This is a genomic window from Butyricimonas faecihominis (assembly GCF_033096445.1).
In the GTDB taxonomy this organism is placed as follows: domain Bacteria; phylum Bacteroidota; class Bacteroidia; order Bacteroidales; family Marinifilaceae; genus Butyricimonas; species Butyricimonas faecihominis.
Window position 1 is genome coordinate 168,362 of sequence record NZ_AP028155.1, and the last position, 21,069, is coordinate 189,430.

The 21,069-nt window shown below is 42.1% G+C and carries 13 protein-coding genes; 12 read left to right on the forward strand and 1 reads right to left on the reverse strand.

Annotated elements, in window-relative coordinates; all coding sequences use genetic code 11:
• Positions 1–19 precede the first annotated feature (19 nt).
• From R8806_RS00745 to R8806_RS00785, 9 genes are all read left to right on the forward strand, one after another.
• Entirely contained in the window at positions 20–4,456 is a 4,437-nt protein-coding gene (locus R8806_RS00745) for a translocation/assembly module TamB domain-containing protein (protein ID WP_124317332.1), read from the forward strand.
• A 125-nt stretch (positions 4,457–4,581) separates the two neighbouring features.
• A complete protein-coding gene (gene rocD, locus R8806_RS00750) occupies positions 4,582–5,793 on the forward strand; it encodes an ornithine--oxo-acid transaminase (protein ID WP_124317336.1) in 1,212 nt (403 codons plus the stop codon).
• A 158-nt stretch (positions 5,794–5,951) separates the two neighbouring features.
• Positions 5,952–6,509, forward strand: a complete 558-nt coding sequence (locus R8806_RS00755; protein WP_124317331.1) for an RNA polymerase sigma factor — start codon at positions 5,952–5,954, stop codon at positions 6,507–6,509.
• Positions 6,510–6,769: 260 nt separating this feature from the next.
• Positions 6,770–7,918, forward strand: a complete 1,149-nt coding sequence (locus R8806_RS00760; protein WP_124318419.1) for a FecR family protein — start codon at positions 6,770–6,772, stop codon at positions 7,916–7,918.
• 148 nt (positions 7,919–8,066) lie between these two features.
• Positions 8,067–11,360, forward strand: a complete 3,294-nt coding sequence (locus R8806_RS00765; protein WP_229783034.1) for a SusC/RagA family TonB-linked outer membrane protein — start codon at positions 8,067–8,069, stop codon at positions 11,358–11,360.
• 12 nt (positions 11,361–11,372) lie between these two features.
• Entirely contained in the window at positions 11,373–12,800 is a 1,428-nt protein-coding gene (locus tag R8806_RS00770) for a RagB/SusD family nutrient uptake outer membrane protein (protein ID WP_124317908.1), read from the forward strand.
• Between the two features lie 5 nt (positions 12,801–12,805).
• Entirely contained in the window at positions 12,806–13,546 is a 741-nt protein-coding gene (locus R8806_RS00775) for a DUF4843 domain-containing protein (protein ID WP_118304288.1), read from the forward strand.
• 38 nt (positions 13,547–13,584) lie between these two features.
• Positions 13,585–15,180, forward strand: coding sequence for a PKD-like family lipoprotein (locus R8806_RS00780; RefSeq protein ID WP_151412237.1), 1,596 nt, complete (start codon positions 13,585–13,587; stop codon positions 15,178–15,180).
• A gap of 22 nt (positions 15,181–15,202) precedes the next feature.
• Positions 15,203–16,342, forward strand: a complete 1,140-nt coding sequence (locus R8806_RS00785) for a redoxin domain-containing protein (RefSeq protein ID WP_124316260.1) — start codon at positions 15,203–15,205, stop codon at positions 16,340–16,342.
• A gap of 182 nt (positions 16,343–16,524) precedes the next feature.
• Here R8806_RS00785 and R8806_RS00790 read toward each other — a convergent pair whose 3' ends face one another.
• Positions 16,525–17,787: an Nramp family divalent metal transporter gene (locus R8806_RS00790; protein WP_124316259.1), complete on the reverse strand. Its 1,263-nt coding sequence runs from the start codon at positions 17,785–17,787 to the stop codon at positions 16,525–16,527.
• 142 nt (positions 17,788–17,929) lie between these two features.
• On the opposite strand from R8806_RS00790, the gene R8806_RS00795 reads away from it, so the two are divergent.
• From R8806_RS00795 to R8806_RS00805, 3 genes are all read left to right on the forward strand, one after another.
• Positions 17,930–18,859 carry a calcium/sodium antiporter gene (locus tag R8806_RS00795; protein WP_124316258.1) on the forward strand — a complete coding sequence of 310 codons (930 nt, stop codon included), beginning with the start codon at positions 17,930–17,932 and terminating at the stop codon, positions 18,857–18,859.
• Between the two features lie 246 nt (positions 18,860–19,105).
• Positions 19,106–19,669 (forward strand): RNA polymerase sigma factor, encoded by a 564-nt coding sequence (locus tag R8806_RS00800; RefSeq protein WP_124316257.1) that lies wholly within the window; start codon positions 19,106–19,108, stop codon positions 19,667–19,669.
• A 102-nt stretch (positions 19,670–19,771) separates the two neighbouring features.
• On the forward strand, positions 19,772–20,959 hold the full coding sequence (locus tag R8806_RS00805) for a FecR family protein (RefSeq protein ID WP_124316256.1): 1,188 nt from the start codon (positions 19,772–19,774) through the stop codon (positions 20,957–20,959).
• Positions 20,960–21,069 lie beyond the last annotated feature (110 nt).

Here is a 21,069-nt window from a genome sequence, read left to right on the forward strand (position 1 = left end):
CTCCATATTATCTCGGTGTGTGATAGGATTGGTCTTTTTGGCCTTTGCTGCATACATGGCTTTAATGACCCCGTTTGTACAGACGAGGTTAGTGGATTATTTTACCCGTATTTTAGAGGAACGGACGGGAACCACGATTTCTATCGGACGGGTGGAATTCCGCCCGATAGAGTCATTGATTTTAAATGATGTGTTTGTTCGGGATTGTCGTCAAGATACGCTTGTGTTTTGCGAGCGACTGGTGATGAAGGTGGATTCCGTGAGTTTCGTGAAAAGACGTTTCACGATTACGGAGGCTGCTTTCGAAAAAGCCAAGTTTAATTTATGGATCGAACGTAGGCAAGATGGAGGGGAGAGTCTTACAAACGTGGAACAGCTCATTAATTCTTTTTCATCTTCCAAGGTCGATACCGTGCCTCAAACCTCTTCGGGGTGGAACGTGAATCTGACTCAGGTAATATTGAAAGATTGTCGTTTCCGGTATATCGAGAGCGATTATGAACCGACAGATTACGGGATTAACTGGACAGACGTGGAGTGTCAGAATCTGAACGTGCGTGTTTCAGGTATTGATTTTTCGAACAAGCAATATCGGGCTAAAGTTGCGGGACTTCGTTTCAAGGAAAAGTCCGGTTTCGAGGTGACCAATATGGGAGGGGAAGTCGTGGCGAGTGATGATAATTTGTTGATAACAAACACGTTTATACAGACAGAACGAAGTAAGGTTTATTTGGATACGTTGGAGTATAACTGGGTTCCGGAACACGATTACTGGCGTAATTTTACCACGAGGATGCAACAGCGTTACGTGTTTACCGATTCTAGGGTAAGTTTTGATGATCTGTCGTATTTTAACGGGAAGTTATTGGGGATGCATAATACCGTTTTCGGTAGCGGGGTGGTCTTTAACACGATAAATAATCTGGAAGGGCGTGATTTAGAGATTTATTTGGGGGATAAAAGCGTGCTGCATGGTTCATTTGCATCGCACGGGTTACCTGCTTTTTTCGAAACGGATTTCAATATCGATTTCACGGACACGAAGGTGTCTCCACCGGAATTGGAGGCTATTTATATGCCTTGGCTTAGAAGTCATTACGTGAAAATACCGGAAATCTTGCATAAATATGATGTCTTTACTTTTGACGGGAATTTTCAGGGAAAGATTGAGGACTTTGCTGTTAAGGCTCGTACCACGACTCCCGGAATGGTGGGAAGCGTGCTTTTTAATTGCGTGATGGACAGTATCGGGGATATTCGTTACGATGGTTGGTTCGGTTTAGGACAGGTGCAATTCGGATTTCTCACGGAACAATCCTTTTTGGGTAGAGGGTCATTTTTCGGGAAGTTTGATGGGGTGTTGGGTGATACAATTTCTCGATTTAATTTGTCGAGTAATGTACGTCGTTTGCAGTTATATGATAAGGAAATTCGGGATATTCGCTTGACATTGGGAACGGAAGGTGAACACTTGTATTTACTTTCTTCCGTGAAAAATGATAGTTTGCAGGCTGATGTTCTTTTGGATTATATTATGGGCGACACGTTGAGTTTGGCAAAGACTGAAGGCTATGTGAACGTGCGTCGGTGGGATTCGTGGGCTCCCTCTGTTTTTGGGGAGAGAGAGTCTGTTGAATTTGATTTTAGCGGTACTTTGAAGCAAAGTGAGGATAATTGCTGGGTGGAATTGCTGGTGCCGGGGTTGAAGTACGAGAACAGTAGGGGAACGTGGAGTACCGATTCCTTAAAATTTTCCACGACTATACTGGGAGAGTACAGTTTCACTCAATTGCAGTCGGATGTGGCGGACGTGACGATGGAAGGTTTCTTCCATTCCTTGGAAGTGACGGATTTGTGGAATAGTTTTTTGGTAAGTTATTTGCCCGACTATAAGTATGCTGTTGACAAGGCTTTGCCGGAGGGTACGAGCCTGATGCTGGATGTGCATTTAAATGACATTAATCCTTTTTTGAAGGTGGCTTACCCGCAACTGAAATTGTCCCGGGGTGGGAACTTGGCCTGTGAGTATCATTATGCCGATCGTCAAGTAGAGTTGTCTTTGGAGGCAGATACAATTTCCTATGGTGATTTTAAATTACGTGATTCCCGAATGAAACTGAATGGGGACGGGATAAACTTGCACTGCACGTATTCTGCTGATGAATTGAGATATATGAATTTCGGGAAGTTGTATAATGTGCGGAACGTGATAGAAGTAAACACGAATAACGTGAGCGAGCGTCTGACTTGGTGTAATTGGGAGAGGGAGAGTTATAGCGGGTCGTTTGCAGCTAACTTGCGTTTGTTGAAATACGGAGACCGCCATTTAACCCAAGTGTTTATTCATCCGAGTACGTTTGTTATGGCGGATAGTACATGGCACGTGGCACGTTCCATGATTTTGAAGGAGGACAATAATATTTTCGTGAATAATTTTGAAATCAACCGGGGCGAACAGCGTTTTCGTTTATGGGGACGGGTGACGGATAATCCTCGTGATGTTCTTTCTTTGGAGTTTCATGATTTCAGTTTGACCGAGTTTAACAAGATCCTTTTTGATAATAAATTACAACTTTTCGGTCAGGTAAATGGTGAAGTGAAGATTCGAGATTTGTATAATGATAATTTGATATATGCCAACGTGAATGTGGATCAGTGGGGAGTTAACCGGGATACATTAGGGGTACTGGATTTGAATTCTCGTTGGGACGCGTTGAATAGTGCTTTGGAGATAAGCATGGTTAACCGGATGAAGGAGAGAACCCCGATCGGGGTATTCGGGTATTATAAGCCTTCTACGGATAGTTTGAACGTGAATCTGGAGCTTTCCAAGATCGAGGTGAATTATCTGGCCGGTTATTTCCCCGATATGTTGAAAGGTGGTGAGGGTACGATCTCGGGTAATCTGGTTATGAAGGGGACAACACAAAAAGCCTCGGTTGACGGTTTTCTGGAAATGGATTCCGTGGCGCTTACGGTAGCCGGATTGAACACGGCGTTTAAAGTCGATGAGCGTTTACCCGTGAAGAATAATCGGGTCGTGCTGGATAATTTCAAGATATATGATGCCAAGGGACACGCGTCGGTTTGTTCGGGGTATTACGATCTGAATTCGAATTTATACGACGTGTCGCTTAAATTTAATAATTTTCGGGTGTTGAATACCAAGGCAAACCAGAATGAAGCATTTTACGGGCAACTGTATATCACGGGACAGACCCGGATGAATAATTTGTCCGGGGACGGGGCTTTATCCGTGAATCTAAAACCGGAAGCGCATTCCGTACTTTACATTCCATTGACTTCCGCGTTGACGGAGGAAGATGGGAGTTTCCTACATTTTATAAATAATCGTCAGGCAGATGAGGGACGGCGTGCGGAAGAAGAGCGTTCTTCACTGGTTTCTAATTTTGATTTGAATGCTAATATCGAGATCAATAATAATCTGGAGGTTCAGATTATTTTCGACCCCACGATCGGGGATATTTTGAAAACGGTGGGAAGTGGTAATCTGCGTTTCGGTTTGGGGAAAGATAACGAGTTGGATATGTTCGGGGAGTATAAGATCGAGAAAGGGGATTACTTGTTCACGTTGAGTAATTTGATTAATAAGAAGTTCGTGCTTAACCCCGGGGGAAGTATCAGGTGGAATGGCTCGCCGTATGATGCCACAATCGACGTGAGTGCTATATATAATTTACGTACTTCTTTGAGTGATTTGCTTGCCGGAACTACGACGACGGTGGATAAGACAACGAAAGTGCCTGTTGAGTGCGAGTTGAAGTTGGGGGAGAATCTGATGAACCCGAACGTGCAGTTCGGCATTAATTTCCCTTCTCTCGACGTGCAGATGCGAAGTCTGATGCAGAGCTTTTTTTCCAGTCAGGACGAGATTAATAAACAGATGTTTTCTTTGTTGATATTGAACAAGTTCTATACTCCGGATTATATTGATAAGGATGCCGAACTGGAGGAACGGAATGCAGGTTACCAGATGGGAGTGACGACAGCGAGTGAGTTGTTGTCAAATCAACTATCTCGTTGGTTATCGCAGATCAGTAATAATTTTGATATTGGTTTTTCTTACCGTCCGGGTGATCAGGTGACGACAAACGAGTTCGAGCTGGCCTTGTCGACCCAGATCTGGAATAACCGGGTGACGATTTCTGCCAATGGTAACATGATGGAGAAAGCAAAGACTAATTCCAACACGTCAATCACGGGTGATTTTGACGTGGATGTGAAATTAAATCGTCAGGGGACGCTGCATCTGAAGGCCTATTCGCATACAGACGAGAAGATTACCTATAATGCGACCGAGACCGTGCAAGGTGTCGGTGTCTCTTATCAAGAGACTTTTGATACCTTCCGAGAGTTATTCCGTAAATACTTGGCTATTTTTAAGCGGAAAAAACAATCGACGTCTCCCGTGCAATCTTCTGATAATAAGCAGTAATTTTCATTTCCAATTTTTCATTTTTAATTTTCCATTCTTTGTCATTGTTTTTTTGATTTTTTTTCATCAAATTGTGCTCGTTACGTGAAAACGTCGAACCTAACTAAAATTATATCATGAAAAAAATGACCGAACAAGAGTACATGGACCGCGAGGCCCAATACGGTGCTCACAATTACCATCCACTTCCCGTGGTGTTAGAAAAAGGAGAAGGTATTTACGTGTGGGATGTTAACGGAAAGCGTTATTTCGATTTCCTGTCGGCTTATTCTGCCGTGAATCAAGGACACTGCCACCCGAAGATTGTAGAGGCAATGACGGAGCAAGCCAAAAAGTTGGCTTTGACTTCCCGGGCTTTCTATAATAACGTGCTGGGTGAATGGGAAGAATATATCACCAAATATTTCGGGTACGATAAGGTGCTACCGATGAATAGTGGTGCTGAGGCTGACGAGACTGCTTTGAAATTATGCCGTCGTTGGGGATATGACGTGAAGGGAATCCCTGCCGATCAAGCTAAGATTATTGTTTGTGATAATAATTTCCATGGGCGTACGATCACGATTGTTACGCTTTCTAACGATCCTTCTTCTTATGCTGGATTCGGACCTTTCACTCCCGGATTCGTGAGAATACCGTATGATGATATTCCTGCTTTGGAAGAGGCGTTGAAAGACCCGAACGTGGCCGGATTCCTGTTAGAACCGATTCAAGGCGAGGCTGGTGTTTATGTACCGCATGAAGGATATTTGAAAAAAGCGTATGATTTGTGTAAGGCTCATAACGTGTTGTTTATGGCTGACGAAGTGCAGACCGGTATTGCCCGCACGGGTAGAATGCTGGCGTGTGATCACGAGGGGGTGCGTCCGGACGTTTTGATCCTAGGTAAAGCTATTTCCGGAGGATTAATGCCTGTTTCCTGCGTGTTGGCAGATGACGAGATCATGTTGACCATTAAGCCGGGAGAACATGGTTCGACTTACGGGGGAAATCCCATCGCGGCCAAAGTGTCTATGGCTGCTTTACAGGTAATCAAGGATGAGAAACTGGAAGAGAATGCCGAAAGATTGGGTAAGATTTTCCGGGAGAGAATGAAAGCGATTAAATCCGATATGGTGGAACTTGTCCGCGGTAAAGGTTTGCTGAATGCGGTGGTAATTACCCCGAAGAATGGTAAAACGGCTTGGGATGTATGTTTGAAGTTACGTGACAACGGTTTGTTAGCTAAACCGACTCACGAGCATATTATTCGTTTCGCCCCGCCTTTGGTTATCAATGAAGAGCAATTGATTGAAGCGATAGGTATCATCGAGAAAACATTAAAAGAGTTCGAGTAGGCGGATTTGAATTTATTATTAGGCATCTTTTCATGATCACGAGTTTGATCTTGGAAAGATGCTTTTTTATATAGTCCAACAATAGCGTATATTATTTCTTTAAATTGTGAAAAGTTTATTTTTCCGCGTATATTTGTTTTATTAAATATCCCTCTTATATGTCAATAGATTTCGATTCATTATTGGAAGGCGTTAATAAAAAAGATATGCGGGCGTGGGAAGAGCTTTATGCAAGGTATTATGCCGTGTTGTGTTCTTACGTGAACAATATCTTGCGGGATCGGGATCAGGCTCAGGACATTGTACAGGATGTTTTGGTGGCTATCTGGAAATCTTCCAAGCAGTTTGGGGATATGAAGGAACTGACTTCTTATTTATATCGTTCTTGTTATAACAATGCGTTGATTTATAAGCGTAATGTTCAAATCCGTAAGGGTATAGAACAAAAGATCGTATTGGAGGCTGAGGTGGAATTTTCTGACGAGATCTTTGCTATTACCGTGAGGGATGAGTTATTGAGACAGTTGTATTGTTATATCAAGGAATTACCGGATGGTGCAAGGGAAATAATGGAATTAAGTATTTTGGGGTTGTCCGGGCCTGAAATTGCAGAAAAGTTAGGGATCACGATTCACACCGTGAAAACACAGAAAAGTAGGAGCTTCAAGTATTTACGAGAGAAGTTGAAAGATTCCGTGCTGTTATTTTTAATTTGACCGAAATTTTTTATCGTTTTTGTCATACTCTTTATGACTTCATGTATTATACAATTAAACGATCGTTTTTTTATTGTCAACAAAACGCTTAATATCTCGTTTTTTGCCTTTTCTCATGTTTCTCACAACCAAACAGTTACTTTTTTCAAAAACTAATATTGGCTTATCCGTCATTTCTATTAAGAAACGATCCATTATTGATATTTCGAGTTTTTTCTCGAAATCGTGGTAAATGCTTGGATGATATAAATTAATAGAAGATGAAATTGGATTTACATAGAGTGGTAGAGTTGTTTCGAAAATCTTTTTCGACTTCACTTTCCGATGCAGAAAAAGAGGAATTGGACGAAACCTTGCAAGATGGTTGTTTGAAGGAGGTATATGATCAATTATCGGATGAAACTTTTGTACTGGATAAATTCCGGGAATTTGAAATATATAGCTATAAACCTGCCTTTAATAAGTTGAAAATTTACCAGCGTCATACCCGGATGAGCAAGTGGATAGCTTGGGGATCGTCTATCGCTGCGATTTTGATTCTTGTGTTTGTGTTGGTTCGTCCTTGGGAATATCATGATGAGGTACAGGAGTTAGTTGAAGTAACGCAACATATTATACCTCCCGGGAGTAATGCAGCTATTCTAAAGTTGGCTGATGGGAGAATGATCGAGATCGGGGAACAGCCTCTGGAACTTAAAGATGTTCAAGGAAGTGTGGTGAAATATGAAAACGGACGTCTTTCTTATTCATCCGGAGAAGAATGTGCGATAAAGGATGTCTACAATGAGTTGGTTGTGCCTATTGGTGGAGAGTGTCATGTTCTTTTGGATGATGGGACGGAAGTTTGGCTAAATGCAGATTCAAAATTGAAATATCCTATTGCGTTTAGCGGGGAAAGTCGTGAAGTGATCCTGTCGGGAGAGGCTTATTTTGATGTGAAAAAGGATACTCGTCCTTTTGTTGTAAGTCTGGAAAGTGGTGATGTAACAGTACTTGGAACCTCTTTTGGCGTGAGTGCTTACCCGGGTTATCCGAATTACACGACTTTGGTCAGGGGAAGTGTCCGTTTTACTTCTCTACGACAGGAACAAGTTGTTTTGACTCCCGGGGAACAGGCTGTAGTTAATATTTCCGGAACTTTGGAAAAACGGAACGTGGATGTGGAAGAGTTTGTCGGGTGGAAAGATGGAGTGTTCATTTTCAAAGATAAAACATTGGCTGAAATCATGCAAATATTGGAGCGTTGGTATGGAGTAAACGTGATTTTTCAGGATGAAAGCCTGAAAGAATTGGAGTACACGGGTAGCCTTGAAAGATATGATTCTATTAATACATTCTTGCAATTGTTGGAAAAATTAAAAGAAATTCGGTATGAAATAAAGAAAAATACAATCGTCCTATTTAAATAAAAAGAGAAAGACAGACAACAAATTTCTCAGGTTCGGCGTCTGTCCCTTCTCGATTTATATTATTAATATAAACTACAATAATATGAAAAAAAATCGATTAATTAGGTTTCCTGGCCTATTAAAAAGGTACAAGAAAAATTTAATGATTATGAAATGGTGTATTGCTTTTATCTGCTTGTTCACTTTGAACTTGTCTGCGAATGTGTATTCTCAAAAGAATATTGTGTCGCTGGATTTATCTGATGTATCCATTGAACAGTTTGTGAAAGTGGTTAAACAGCAGACGTCACTTAAATTCATGTATAATTCATCTCTTATCCGTCAGGCGGGGAAGATTTCAGTGAAAGTTGAAAACAAGGAGTTGAAGGACGTGCTGAGTATGGTGTTGGGTAAAGTCAACTTGGAATACGAATTTTTTAATAACGTGATCTTGATTCGCCAAAAAGGAGAGGGAAAGAGTGAGCAGCAAAAGAAAAAGGTGGTGAACGGGACGGTGAAAGATGAGCATGGGGTGACCTTACCGGGTGTTTCCGTCTTGATTAAAGGCGAGAGCGTGGGTGTTGCCACGGATATAAACGGGAAATATTCCATCACGATTCCTGAGAATAAGAAGGAGGTTGTTTTTGCTTTCTCGTTTGTCGGGATGGTTCCGGTAGAGGTTCGATATACCGGTCAGGATTCGATTAATGTCGTGTTGAAAGAGGATGTCGAAAAAATAGATGAGGTGGTGGTAAATGGTTATTTTACCAGAAAAAAAGAGAGTTACACGGGTGTTTCTACGACCTTCTCCGGGAATGATTTGAGAAAAGTATCCACGGGGAACATTCTGAACACGTTGTCCATGCTTGACCCTTCTTTTACGAAAGTTGTGAATAACGAGATGGGGAGTGACCCGAACACGATTCCTAATTTCGAGATTCGCGGTTCCAGTAGTTTGAAAGCTGATTTTGACGGGAATCCGAATATGCCGACATTTATCATGGATGGTTTTGAGGTGTCGGCGGAAAAAGTGTTTGACCTTGATCCGACTCGGGTACGTTTTATCACGATATTGAAAGATGCGGCAGCAACGGCTATTTATGGTTCTCGTGCGGCGAATGGGGTTGTCGTTATTGAGACAGAGGCGCCGAAACCGGGAAAATTGCAATTATCTTATAACGGGAGCATGAATTTTGAGGTGGCTGATCTTTCCGATTATAATTTGATGAATGCGGAGGAAAAATTGGAATATGAAGTTCGTGCGGGACTGTATGATAAAGAAGACAGGCCTGATTGGACGGATGACACGTTTGACGCGTATAATCAAAAATTGAAACTTGTTAAGCAAGGAAATGATGTGGATTGGTTGGCCATTCCCGTGAGGGAGTTAGGAGTTGGTCACAAACATTCTATTATTGCGGAAGGTGGTAACGAATCGTTTCGTTATGCTTTAGACCTTTCTTATTCTAATAAAATAGGTGTGATGAAAGGTTCCAAACGTGAAACATACGGAGGAGGAATACGGCTTCAATATAATTTGAAAAAGTTGAAGTTTACGGATTATGCTTCGTTTGATCACGTGAAATCCGTGAATTCTCCTTATGGTAATTTCAGTGCTTATCAATATTACAATCCTTATTATAATCCTTATGATGAGAACGGGAATGTGAAAAAGATGCTCTACGAGTACTCGTATTATGACCGGGGGTTTCAGACAAAAAAGATGTACAATGAGTTGTATAATGCTGTTTTACCTTCTAAAGATCAATCGACCTCAAATCGTTTCTTGAATAATTTTGCTATCGAGTATGATATTATTCAAGGGTTGAAGTTAAAGGCGAATTTATCGTTAAGTGTTGACAATGGAAGGACAGATGTTTATAAGCCATATGAAAACACGGAATTTATTGATAAAGAGAAGAAGGGAAGTTACTCGCAGGGACAATACGAGGATTTCAGTTATGATGTAAATATTATATTGACGTATTTCAAAACGTTTAAAAAGCATGTCTTGAATGCCGGTTTTATTTATAACCTGCGTGAAACGAATCATGATCAGACGGATGTGTATGCGCTTGGTTTCCCGAATGCCAACATGGACCATATTTCGATGGGTGCCGGGTTTAAAGAGGGTGATAAACCCGGTGGAGCTTACGATGTGACCCGTTTGGTGGGTTTTGTGGGTAACTTGGGTTACACGTATGACGAGCGATTTCTGCTTGATTTTTCCGTTCGTAGTGATGGTTCTTCTTTGTATGGATCGAATAATCGTTGGGGTACGTTCTGGTCGTTAGGATTGGGATATAATTTACATCACGAGAAATTTATGGAACGTTTGACATTTATCAACTTGCTCAAAATTCGGGGATCTATCGGAACGACCGGGGGACAGAATTTTAACCCCTATCAATCCATGGCAATGTATTCTTATAACGATGACCGAATTAGTTCGATTTCATATAGTGGTTATATCGGAGCTATATTGAAGGCTTTCGGTAATAAAAATTTGAGGTGGCAGAAGGTTGAAAAACAAAATGTGGGTTTGGATTTCGAGTTGTTTGACAGACGCTTGACGGGGTCTTTCAACGTTTATAATGATATTTCCAAGGATGTACTTATTGACGTGACTCTTGCTCCCTCGCTGGGATTTTCTTCTTACAAGGAGAATCTGGGAGAGGTGAAAAACAGTGGTGTCGAGTTAACATTGAAAGGTACGGTAATTCGGGATAGAGAACGTGAAATTTATTGGGACATCATGTATAATCTGGCTCATAATAAAAACAAGGTGACGAAGATCAATCAGGCATTGACTGCTTTTAATGACAAGCAAGATGCAGAAGTGAAGAATAAACCGGTGATACGGTATAAAGAAGGCTTGTCACAGAACACGATATGGGCCAACGAGTCGCTAGGTATCGATCCGGCAACCGGGGAGGAAATTTTTTTGGATATGAACGGGAATAAAGTGAACGAGTGGGATGCAGCGAATTACAAACCATTCGGATCGACGGATCCCAAGATTTACGGTACGATAGGAACCATGTTCACGTATAAAAAGTGGGAATTGAATGCACACCTGTATTATAAATATGGCGGTTATATCTACAATTCAACTCTCGTGGATAAGGTGGAGAACGTGAACCCGAACGAGAATGGTGATAAACGGATTTTGTATGACCGATGGAACAAAGAGGGGGATGTGGCTAAATTTAAAAAAGTGAGTGACGTGTCCGTGACTAACCCGACATCACGTTTTATAGAGAAAGAAAACTACATTCAATTACAATCTTTGTCAATTGGTTATGATTTCAGTTGTGATAAATTGAGAGAAATAGGGATTCAGCGTCTGAAACTTTCTGCGATCGGTAATGATATTTTTACCTCGTCAACGGTGAAAATGGAAAGAGGTACTTCGTATCCTTTTGCACGTACTTTCTCTCTCTCGGCCCAATTAACTTTTTAATCAGGTAACATTATGAAAAAACGAATGAATAAAGCAATAATTCTTTCACTGGTTCTCATGCTTACGGCATGTAACAATTGGTTGGATGTTTCGCCGAAATCAGATATGAAAGCGGACGATCTGTTTTTGACCGAGGCTGGTTTCCGGGATGGGTTGATCGGTGTTTATGCGTTAATGTGCAGGGAGGACAGTTATGCAAGGGATTTGACGTATGGTTATCTCGACGTGCTAGCTCAATATTACAAGAGTCCCCATCAGTTGACCTCTTCGGGATATGAGCATAATTTCAAGAAAGCGGCTGAGTATAATTACAAGGAAACGGCGGAAGAAGCACGGATTCTGGCTATTTGGCAAAACCATTTTACGGCGATAGCCAATATTAACCTGGCTCTTGAATATATTGATAAGAAGAAGGACGTGTTTTCTTCGGAAGATATTTATAAGATATATAAAGGGGAGTTTTTGGCCTTACGAGCGTTTTTACATTTTGACATGTTGCGTCTTTTTGCGTCATCGGCGAGCATGGATAACGGTAATGGTTTGAATTCGATGGCAATTCCTTACGTTGATGTTTATACGAATGTTGCCCGGCCTCAATTGACGGTGAAAGAGGTGTTGGAGAAGGTAAAAACCGATCTTTTGGCAGCTAAAGGCCTGATGAAAGGTCTGGAAGTGTTCAAGGGATTGATGGAGTCTTCTGATCCCCAATATAACCGGGGACAACGGATGAATTATTATGCGGTAACGGCTCTTCTTGCCCGCGTGTATCTTTATGGTAACGAGAGAGAGTTGGCACTTGCACAGGCGAAGGAGATTATTGGGGAAGTGAATGGTGAGAACCCTACTTCTTACGAGTTGGCCAATAGTTCTGCTACTTCGGGAAATCCAATGTTTAGTTCGGAGCTGATATTCACCTTGGATGTGCAGAAATTGAAAGATTTGAGTGAGGTTTATTTTACTGAAAACTCCAATTCTGTTTCCAGCATACTTTCCATGTCATCGTCCGGTAAGGCAAATATATTTAATTCCGGGGGATTGGAGAGTGATTTTAGAAGTTCGTGGATGACATTGGGAACCGATGGAGATTCTTATGTCCTGGGAAAATATAAAGACATGAAATATATTCCGATGTTTAAACTTTCCGAGCTTTATCTGATTGCGGCAGAAACGGCAACTGGAAGTGAGGCCTATGGTTATTTGAATAAATTGAGGAATCATAGGGGATTGGCAAATGTAGCACCGACGGCAGATCTTGAAGATAATATCTTTCAGGAGTACCGACGGGAATTTATAGGAGAAGGACAAATGTTCTTTTACTATAAACGTAAGGTGATGCAAGTGATCGGGGCGGATAATAACATTGCAATAAAGAATCCTAATGCGATTTATAATTTACCGATCCCCACGAATGAAGTTGATTTTGGAAACATAAAAAAATAGAAGCTATGAGAAAATTATTTATTCTTCTTTTAGGAATCGTATTTTATTCTTGCAGCGAGAATGATCGTTTGATATATAGTGAGGGAATGCATGATATATATTATTCTGACGTGACAAAGGACAAAGACAGTATATTCGTGTCTTTACTGACGGCAGAACGGGAATTGACGACAACAATTAATGTCAAACTTTTAGGTGATACGTTGCGTGTCTCGGAAAAATTCAAGTTGGAGGTGATTCCGGGAAAAACGACAGCGAAAGAGGGTGTTCATTACCAGAAACTTCCTGAAACATACGAGTTCCCTACCGGGGTGTTTGAGTACAAAATGCCGGTGACATTGATTAAAGGAGATGAGGGGATCACGAAAGCTCCGGTTATCTTGGCGTTGCGTCTTGTTCCGGTTGCCGGTTTGGGTATTGCTTACGAGAATCGTTCCGTTGTGCGGTTGATTATTTCGGATATGCTCCGGAAGCCGGAAGGAGATGCGTATTATGAAGATATGGGGGCCTTCGTGGGATTATTCGGTGAGTATTCAAGGAAAAAACATACGATGATTATCGAGTTGACCGGGCATGATTTTTGGGATCTCGGTTACGGGGATAGGCCTGATTATAACGATGATTATAAAATTTATTACGAGTCCGGTTATTATACCCCGTATGCCAGAAAATTATACAAGATCATCACGGAGAATAGGATAGAGGATGAAAATGGAAAGGTCATGCAGGGGTGGATGGTTCCTTAAATAGTAAGAAATTATGATGGATTAATAATGAGATTGTTATGAAAAATTTGAAATATATATTGATTTTATTGCTCCTTGTCCCGTTTTCATGTATTGATGACAAGTCGAAATTTAGTGATACCGAGATAGATGAAATCGAGATTGCAGGTATAGAGAAAAGTCGGGAAATAGAGGTCGGTTCCAAGTTGGAAATTTCTCCGGTAGTGACCACTAAATTCGGGGAGAAATCGAAACTTTCTTACGTGTGGTATAAATACAATCAAGAGCAACATGTGGCAGATACTTTGTCCCGTGAGAAAGATTTGAGTATTGTTATCGGTGATGTATTACCGGGTGTTGAAAATACATTGGTCTTTAAAGTGATTGACGATCAAACGGGTGTTTATGCGTTGAATAAATCTACTTTCACTACGGTAGGTAAATACTCGGGCGGAACGTTGGCTTTGTGTAAAACGGATGGGGAAATGGATTTGGCTATGTTGAAGAAAGACGGGACGACGTTGTACGAGAATATTTATACTATGGCAAATAATGGCGAAAAGTTGGGTACAGCATCTAAACGAATTTTCCAAACGGATCTTAACCCGAGAAATCCGTTGGGGTATAAAGCCGTTATTGTTACTTGTGATGACGAGACTGGGGGTGTTTATCTGGATCCCACTATTTTCGAGAGAAAGGATGATATGAAAAATAAGTTCGTTTTCGGTGACGAGTTAGAGGGGAAATTGGCTATCACGGGATATGCCGAAGGACAGGGAACGGATTATATAACAATGAATGGTAAAGTGTATGTCAGAGAGTACGGGTCTTCTGAAGAAAACGTGAGTTGGAATCCGGCTTTAGTCTTTCTTGCAGACCCGACAGATTATGCCATGGCAGATTACACGGCTCACCCGACAGATCATCCATTCTACGCCTCTCCGTTATTCTATGATAATTTAAACGGGCGGTTTGCATTTAACCAACAAGGTGGATTTTTTAGTTCATTGGCAGGGGTAGATTCGGATTTCTCGAAATTTGATCCTAATAATATGGGAAAGGGGGTTAAAATGATTTTGTCCGGGAGCATGAATAGCACGCTTGATGAGGTTTGGGCATTGATGAAAGATGAAAATAAAGATGAGTACTTTGTGATCACGTACAAGTTCACGTTTGTTGCATGGACTAGTTACACGTTTTTCTCTTTGTCAAAATCGGCACTTTCTAAAGCGTCAAATGCCGATCTTTATAGTGCATCAATCTTTATCCCGGGGACGAAACCGAAGATCGGACACATGAATCCGTGGGAAATGAGCGCTAAAGGAATTTCGGATATATTCTTTTTTGTAAGCAATAATAAAGTAATGGCTTTTAACGTGAAGACTTTGTCCGGAGGTGTATTGATTGATGGAGATACGGAGGGGTACACGGTGACAAGCGTCGATTGTACAGAAGTGGCTGCCCCGACAGAGACTGATCCGAAAGCATCGTTCGTGCAATTGACTGTGGGGGTTAAAGATAAAAAGTTGTCGTCTAAATCGGGAGGGATTGCCGTGTATCGTTTAAACAGTATTGGTGGAATTTCGGCTCAAAAAATGTATGCCAAGACTGGTTTCTGCGATGAGGTGATTGCCACGGTGGAAAAAACGAATTGAAAAAGGATTAATAATTTGATTTATGAAGACAAGTGTAAAAAGTTTTGTCGTTTTAATATCTTGTGGGTTATTTGCTTGTCAACCGGGCAAGCAAATAATCCAAGGGGAAACGGGTGATTTGAATACAAATAAAATGTATTTATGCGAGGTCGTGAGTGATTATTGGAAATCCCATAGAGCCGTGGACTCGGCAGACGTGATAGACGGAAAATTCATGTTTGAATTGGAAAATGTGCAGCCGGAACTTTATTTTTTGGGAGATTCTCCGAATCATGGAGGGTATTTTTTTCTGGATGGGAAGAGGATAAAAGTGCAACCGGAAAACGTGACAGAAGAAGAAATTTTTTGGAAAGTCGAGGGGGCTTTTTTGGATCAAAAATATCGTGCCTTTATGGAGCAATGGGATGAGGCGACTTTTAAGCAGATAACCGATTCTTTGGACGCACTCTTTTTTCAGGCTCGTGATGCGGGGAACCGGGAAGAAATGGCTAGAATAAAAGAGGAATCTATGCATTATTACGATGAAGGGAGGATAAGGAGTGATGCTTTAGTGAAAGAGGTTTTGAAAAAGAATAAAGAGAATTCTTTTGGAATGTATTTGTATTATTACAAGCAATTTCAACATAAAGATTTTCCAACGCTGGAAGAGATTACAGCGGAAAAGGCTTATGTTGAGAGTTTTGGGGCGGCCGCGAAGAATACCCGTTATCTTCCTTGGGTAATGGAGAAATTAGGTAAATATGAGGGATGTGCGATAGGTCACGAGGCTCCCGAAATTGTAGGGAAGGACACGTTAGGAAATGAATTGAAGTTAAGTGATCTGCGTGGGAATTACGTGCTGGTTGATTTTTGGAACTCGTATTGTCACTGGTGTCGGGAGGAAACACCGGCATTGAAACGGGCCTTGGAGCATTTTGCCGGGAAGAATTTCAAAATACTAGGTGTGTCTTCTGATCGGGTGAAGAAACTTTGGATGGATGCGATTCACGAGGATGGCAGTTATTGGGATCATCTGATGTTGGAGAAAGGGGATGACGTGATGGATCGCTATTGCATCAAGGGGATTCCCCATATCATACTGGTCGGGCCGGACGGGAAGATTCTGGCCAAGGAGTTGAGGGGGCAGGATTTGATAGACGTGCCGGATCAATTTGTGAAGTAAACGAATTAACCCGAATTCAATCGTGAATATCTCGTGAAAGTCCCGTGAAAGGACGATACAGACGAGATATAGCCGAGATAAAGACGACTTAAAGCCGAGTGGAGTCGTCTTTATCTCTTTTTTTTAACACTTGTACGTGTCGGATAAGTCTTTAACTGGGTTTTATTTCTACTTTATTTGGGTTATAAAAAACTGATAAGTAGCATGACGTTCAGTAGGGTGACAATTCCCCCGATCACGTACAGGAGCCATTTCGTGTAAGTAGAGTTTTTGTATTTCCCCATGACTTTGGACGAGGAAGTGAGGTAAACTTGCGTGAAAATGGTGATCGGTAACTGCACGCTTAGAGCCATCTGCGAGTAAATCAACCCTTGGAAAGGATTCGATACTACCATGATCAGGGCAAAAGCGAGGATGAGAGAAGTTAGCACACCGAGGCGGGAATGACTGTCCTTGATGTCGTAAGGCTCCTTGTATATTCCGGCGAAAATGGAGCCGGCAGCCATTCCTGAGGTAATAGTAGAGGAAATTCCGGCAAACAGGAGAGCCACGGCAAAGATCACGGAGGCATTATTCCCAAGCAATGGTGCCAGCAGGGAATTGGCTTGTTCCAGTTCCGTGACGGGAGTTCCGGTTCTGAAAAATGCGGCAGCGGCCAGTAGGATCATGGCGCTGTTGATGGCCCAACCGATCACCATGGAGAGGATCGTGTCGGCATATTCGTAGCGTAATTGTTTTTTGATGATTTTATCATCCTGTATATTCCATTGACGGCTTTGGATCACTTCCGAGTGAAGGAATAGATTGTGGGGCATGACCACGGCCCCGAGTACGCTCATGATAACGACCATGGAACCTTCGGGAAAAGCGGGGGTAACCCATGCGGGCAAGGCTGTGTTCCAGTCGATCTCCACGAGGGAGAGTTCGTAGATGAACGATAAGCCGATGATGGAAACAAAAGCAATGATCCATTTCTCGATCACCCGGTAGGTATTCGTGAACAACATGATAACCACGAAAATCAATATGAGTATTGATCCTGTCCGGATCGGGATGTTGAATAACATTTGCAGGGCAATGGCTCCACCTAGTATTTCGGCCAAAGATGTGGAGATGGAGGCGAGCATGGCCGAATAAAGAATACCTTTGGCATAACGGGGTTTCAAGTATTCACTGGCGGCTTCCGAAAGGCACAAGCCGGAGGCAATCCCCAAGTGGGCCACGTTGTGTTGCAACACGATTAGCATGATCGTGGACAGGGTGACCATCCATAATAGGGAATAACCGAATTCGGCTCCGGCAGCTAGGTTGGAGGCCCAGTTTCCCGGATCGATAAAGCCCACGGTGACAAGTAGGCCGGGACCTATATATTTAAATATTTCCAGTCCTCCGAGTTTCGGGTTATGTTTTGCCGTGTTCAGTAGTTCTTTGAATTGTTTTAACATGTTGTTCGAGTTAAAAGCTAAAGGTTAAAAGCCGATCGTGTAATTTTATTATTATTTTTGGAACTTCAAAAGTACGAATAACGATGAATATTTGTTCTCGTGATCGTGAACTTTTAGTATTAACTTTTAACTTTTGATTTTCATGTTGATTCCTGTACTTCTTGTCGTGGCCTCTTTGGTGGTACTTTATTTCGGGGCAGATTTTCTGGTGAAAGGTAGTTCATCGCTGGCCGTGCGTTTTGGAATATCTCCTTTAGTAGTCGGTTTGACCGTGGTGGCATTCGGGACGAGTGCGCCGGAGTTACTGGTTAGCGTGCAGTCGGCATTGGAAGGTAATCCGGGAATTGCCGTGGGAAACGTGATGGGATCTAATATATTTAATGTTTGTGCTATCCTTGGAATTTCAGCGATGATTTACCCGTTGAGGGTGAATCCCCGGTTGATTCGGCTGGATGCACCCGTGATGCTGGCGGCCACGTTATTGTTCGTGGGGATATTTCATAACGGGAGTTTCGGAAGATGGGCCGGGATATTGTTTTTTGCCGGGATATGTGCCTATATGATTTACTGCGTGTACAAGGCCAAGCGGGGAGAGGTGGTTGAAGGGGACGAGGAAATCAAACCCACGAAGAGCTGGATGCTGGATGTCGTGTTGGTGATCGCGGGACTTGCTTTGTTGGTATGGGGATCGGGCTTGCTCGTCGATAATGCCGTGATTATTGCGAAAGCCTTGGAATGGAGCGAGGCGGTGATCGGTTTGACGATCGTGGCAGCAGGGACAAGTATGCCGGAACTGGCAACTTCCGTGGTGGCTGCCTTGAAAAAACGTACGGATATTGCCATCGGTAACGTGATCGGTTCGAATATATTCAATCTTTTGGCTGTTTTAGGATTAACAGCGACGATTGCGCCCGTGGAGACCAACCAGATTAACTGGACGGATATGCTGGTGATGCTCGGAACTTCTTTACTTCTGTTGCCTTTCATGCGAACGGGATTCAAGATCGGGCGGGGGGAAGGTGGCGTGCTGTTAGTTATTTATATTGCTTATACATTGTATCTGATTGTTTGATAAAAATTGGTGGGTGGGATTGGTGTGATAATATAATAAAACGTTCGTTTATTGATTGTTATAAAACGAGAAGAAAATCAATAGAAATGATTTGTTACATTTTGCGTAAACAAAATCACTATCAATGATAAAAAAAGAATATTTGTTTTTAGGAAAAACAGGTTATTTCCTTTAATTTTTCGGTTGCAATAAACGAAGGATTGTTGATTGTTATTTGTTTTTTTAATCATGTGATTACGAGGATTAATGCAGAGCGAGCAAGAGATACTTTTAGAACATCTGGCCAAGGATGATGATATGGCTTATACTCTTTTGTATAAGCAGTTTTACGTGCCGATGGTACTCTTTGCCAGTCAATATATCAACAATGAAGAGGCCTCAAAGGACGTGGTGCAGGAGTTTTTCATTTCCATGCTGGGGCAGAAAAAGGATTTCGAGAATGTCACGGCGTTAAAAGTTTATCTTTATCATTCGGTAAAAAATAGGTGCATGAATTATATCCAGCATGAACAGGTCAAGGGGCGTTACGAGGCATTTGTATTGCGGGAATTTGATGATGTCGATCTTTTCTGGGATCGGGTTTTGGAGGAAGATGTTTATGCGCGGGTTTTGGAAGTCGTGCAGGAATTGCCTCGACAATACCGCAACGTGATGATGCTTTCGTTGGATGGGTACAAGATTTCTGAAGTTGCGGAAAAAATGGGTATTTCTTTAGAGACTGCCAAGGAGTATAAGAAAGAGGGAAAGAAACGGTTGAGTGTCCGGTTACGATCTTTAGGATTGGAGTTGTTTATTCCTATTTTCTTTTAAATTCTTCTTTTTTGTAAAAATAGTTTATTTTTTTCTTCATTTTGATCCCCCCGTTTTCTTTCCATTCCTGTTTTATTTATAAAGGCATAAATAGAATGAATTATGAATAGAGCGGATGAAACTTTTCAGGTGTCAGAAATGATTTCCCGGTATGTGTTGGGGAGTATGACTGAATCGGAAAAAGAAGAACTGAATGGTTGGCTGGATAAATCTCCTCGTAACAAATTGTTGTTCGAAGAGTTGGTTCGTCAGGAAGTCGCTTCTGGAAAGATTCTGGCTTACGGGCGTGTGGAATGGGAGGATGCATTGAAAGAATTGTTGGAGCAGAAAAAGAAATTGAGGTTGGCCGGACGTAAAAGGCGAATTATCCGTTTGGGAAGTTGTGCGGCCGTGTTGTTATTTGCCTGTATGGGCATTTGGTTTTATTATATTCAGACGGGAAATGCCCCGGTCGGGGAAGGACAGGAACACAAGGAAATTCCGAAATTATTGGCAGGAAAGCCGCGGGCAACGTTGCAACTAGCTTCTGGAAAGACGGTATTCCTAACGTCTGATTCTTCCCGGAGCATCGAACCGGAATATGGCGTGGAAATCCGGCAGGACTCCGGGGTGATAAAGTATCAGGTTGCTGAGGTTCAAGGAGGGAAAGAGGAACAATATAATATGATCACGGTTCCGAGAGGTGGGGAGTTTACCTTGATTTTGAGTGATGGAACGCAGGTTTGGTTGAATGCGGAAACGAGTTTGCGTTATCCGGTGGAGTTCGTGGGGAATGAACGGAAAGTGTATTTGGAGGGAGAAGCGTTTTTTGACGTTACGCGTGATAAACAAAAACAATTTGTTGTCGAGACGGAAAAAGCGAAGGTGCGGGTGTATGGAACGGCATTTAATGTTTACGCTTATCCCAACGAGGATGAAGTGGCGGCCACTTTGGTGCGGGGAGCTATTGATTTGAAAGAGCGTGGGGCTGGCAATCGAATTCGGCTGGAACCGGGAGAACAGGGTTGTCTTGTTGGGGGTAAGCTTGCAAAGCGAGAAGTTGATGTGGATATGTACACCGCTTGGATCACGGGGCGTATGGTGTTTAAAAGTATTCGTCTAGGCGATATGTTGAAACATTTAGCCCGTTGGTATGATGTCGATATTGTGTTTACGGAAGAGCGATTGAAAGAAGTTTCGTTTACGGGAGCGGTGAAAAAGTATGATGATTTCACGGAGGTGTTGGACGTGATCGAATCGACGCAAGTTGTCCATTTTAGGATAGAAGATAGAACAATAATAGTATATTAAAAAGAAACAACCGGTGCTGGAACACGAGGTTGTTTCAAGAGTAAGTTAATCAGCAATAATAACTTAAACGACACAAATGTATGAAAAAAAATGGAGAATATGACCCTCCA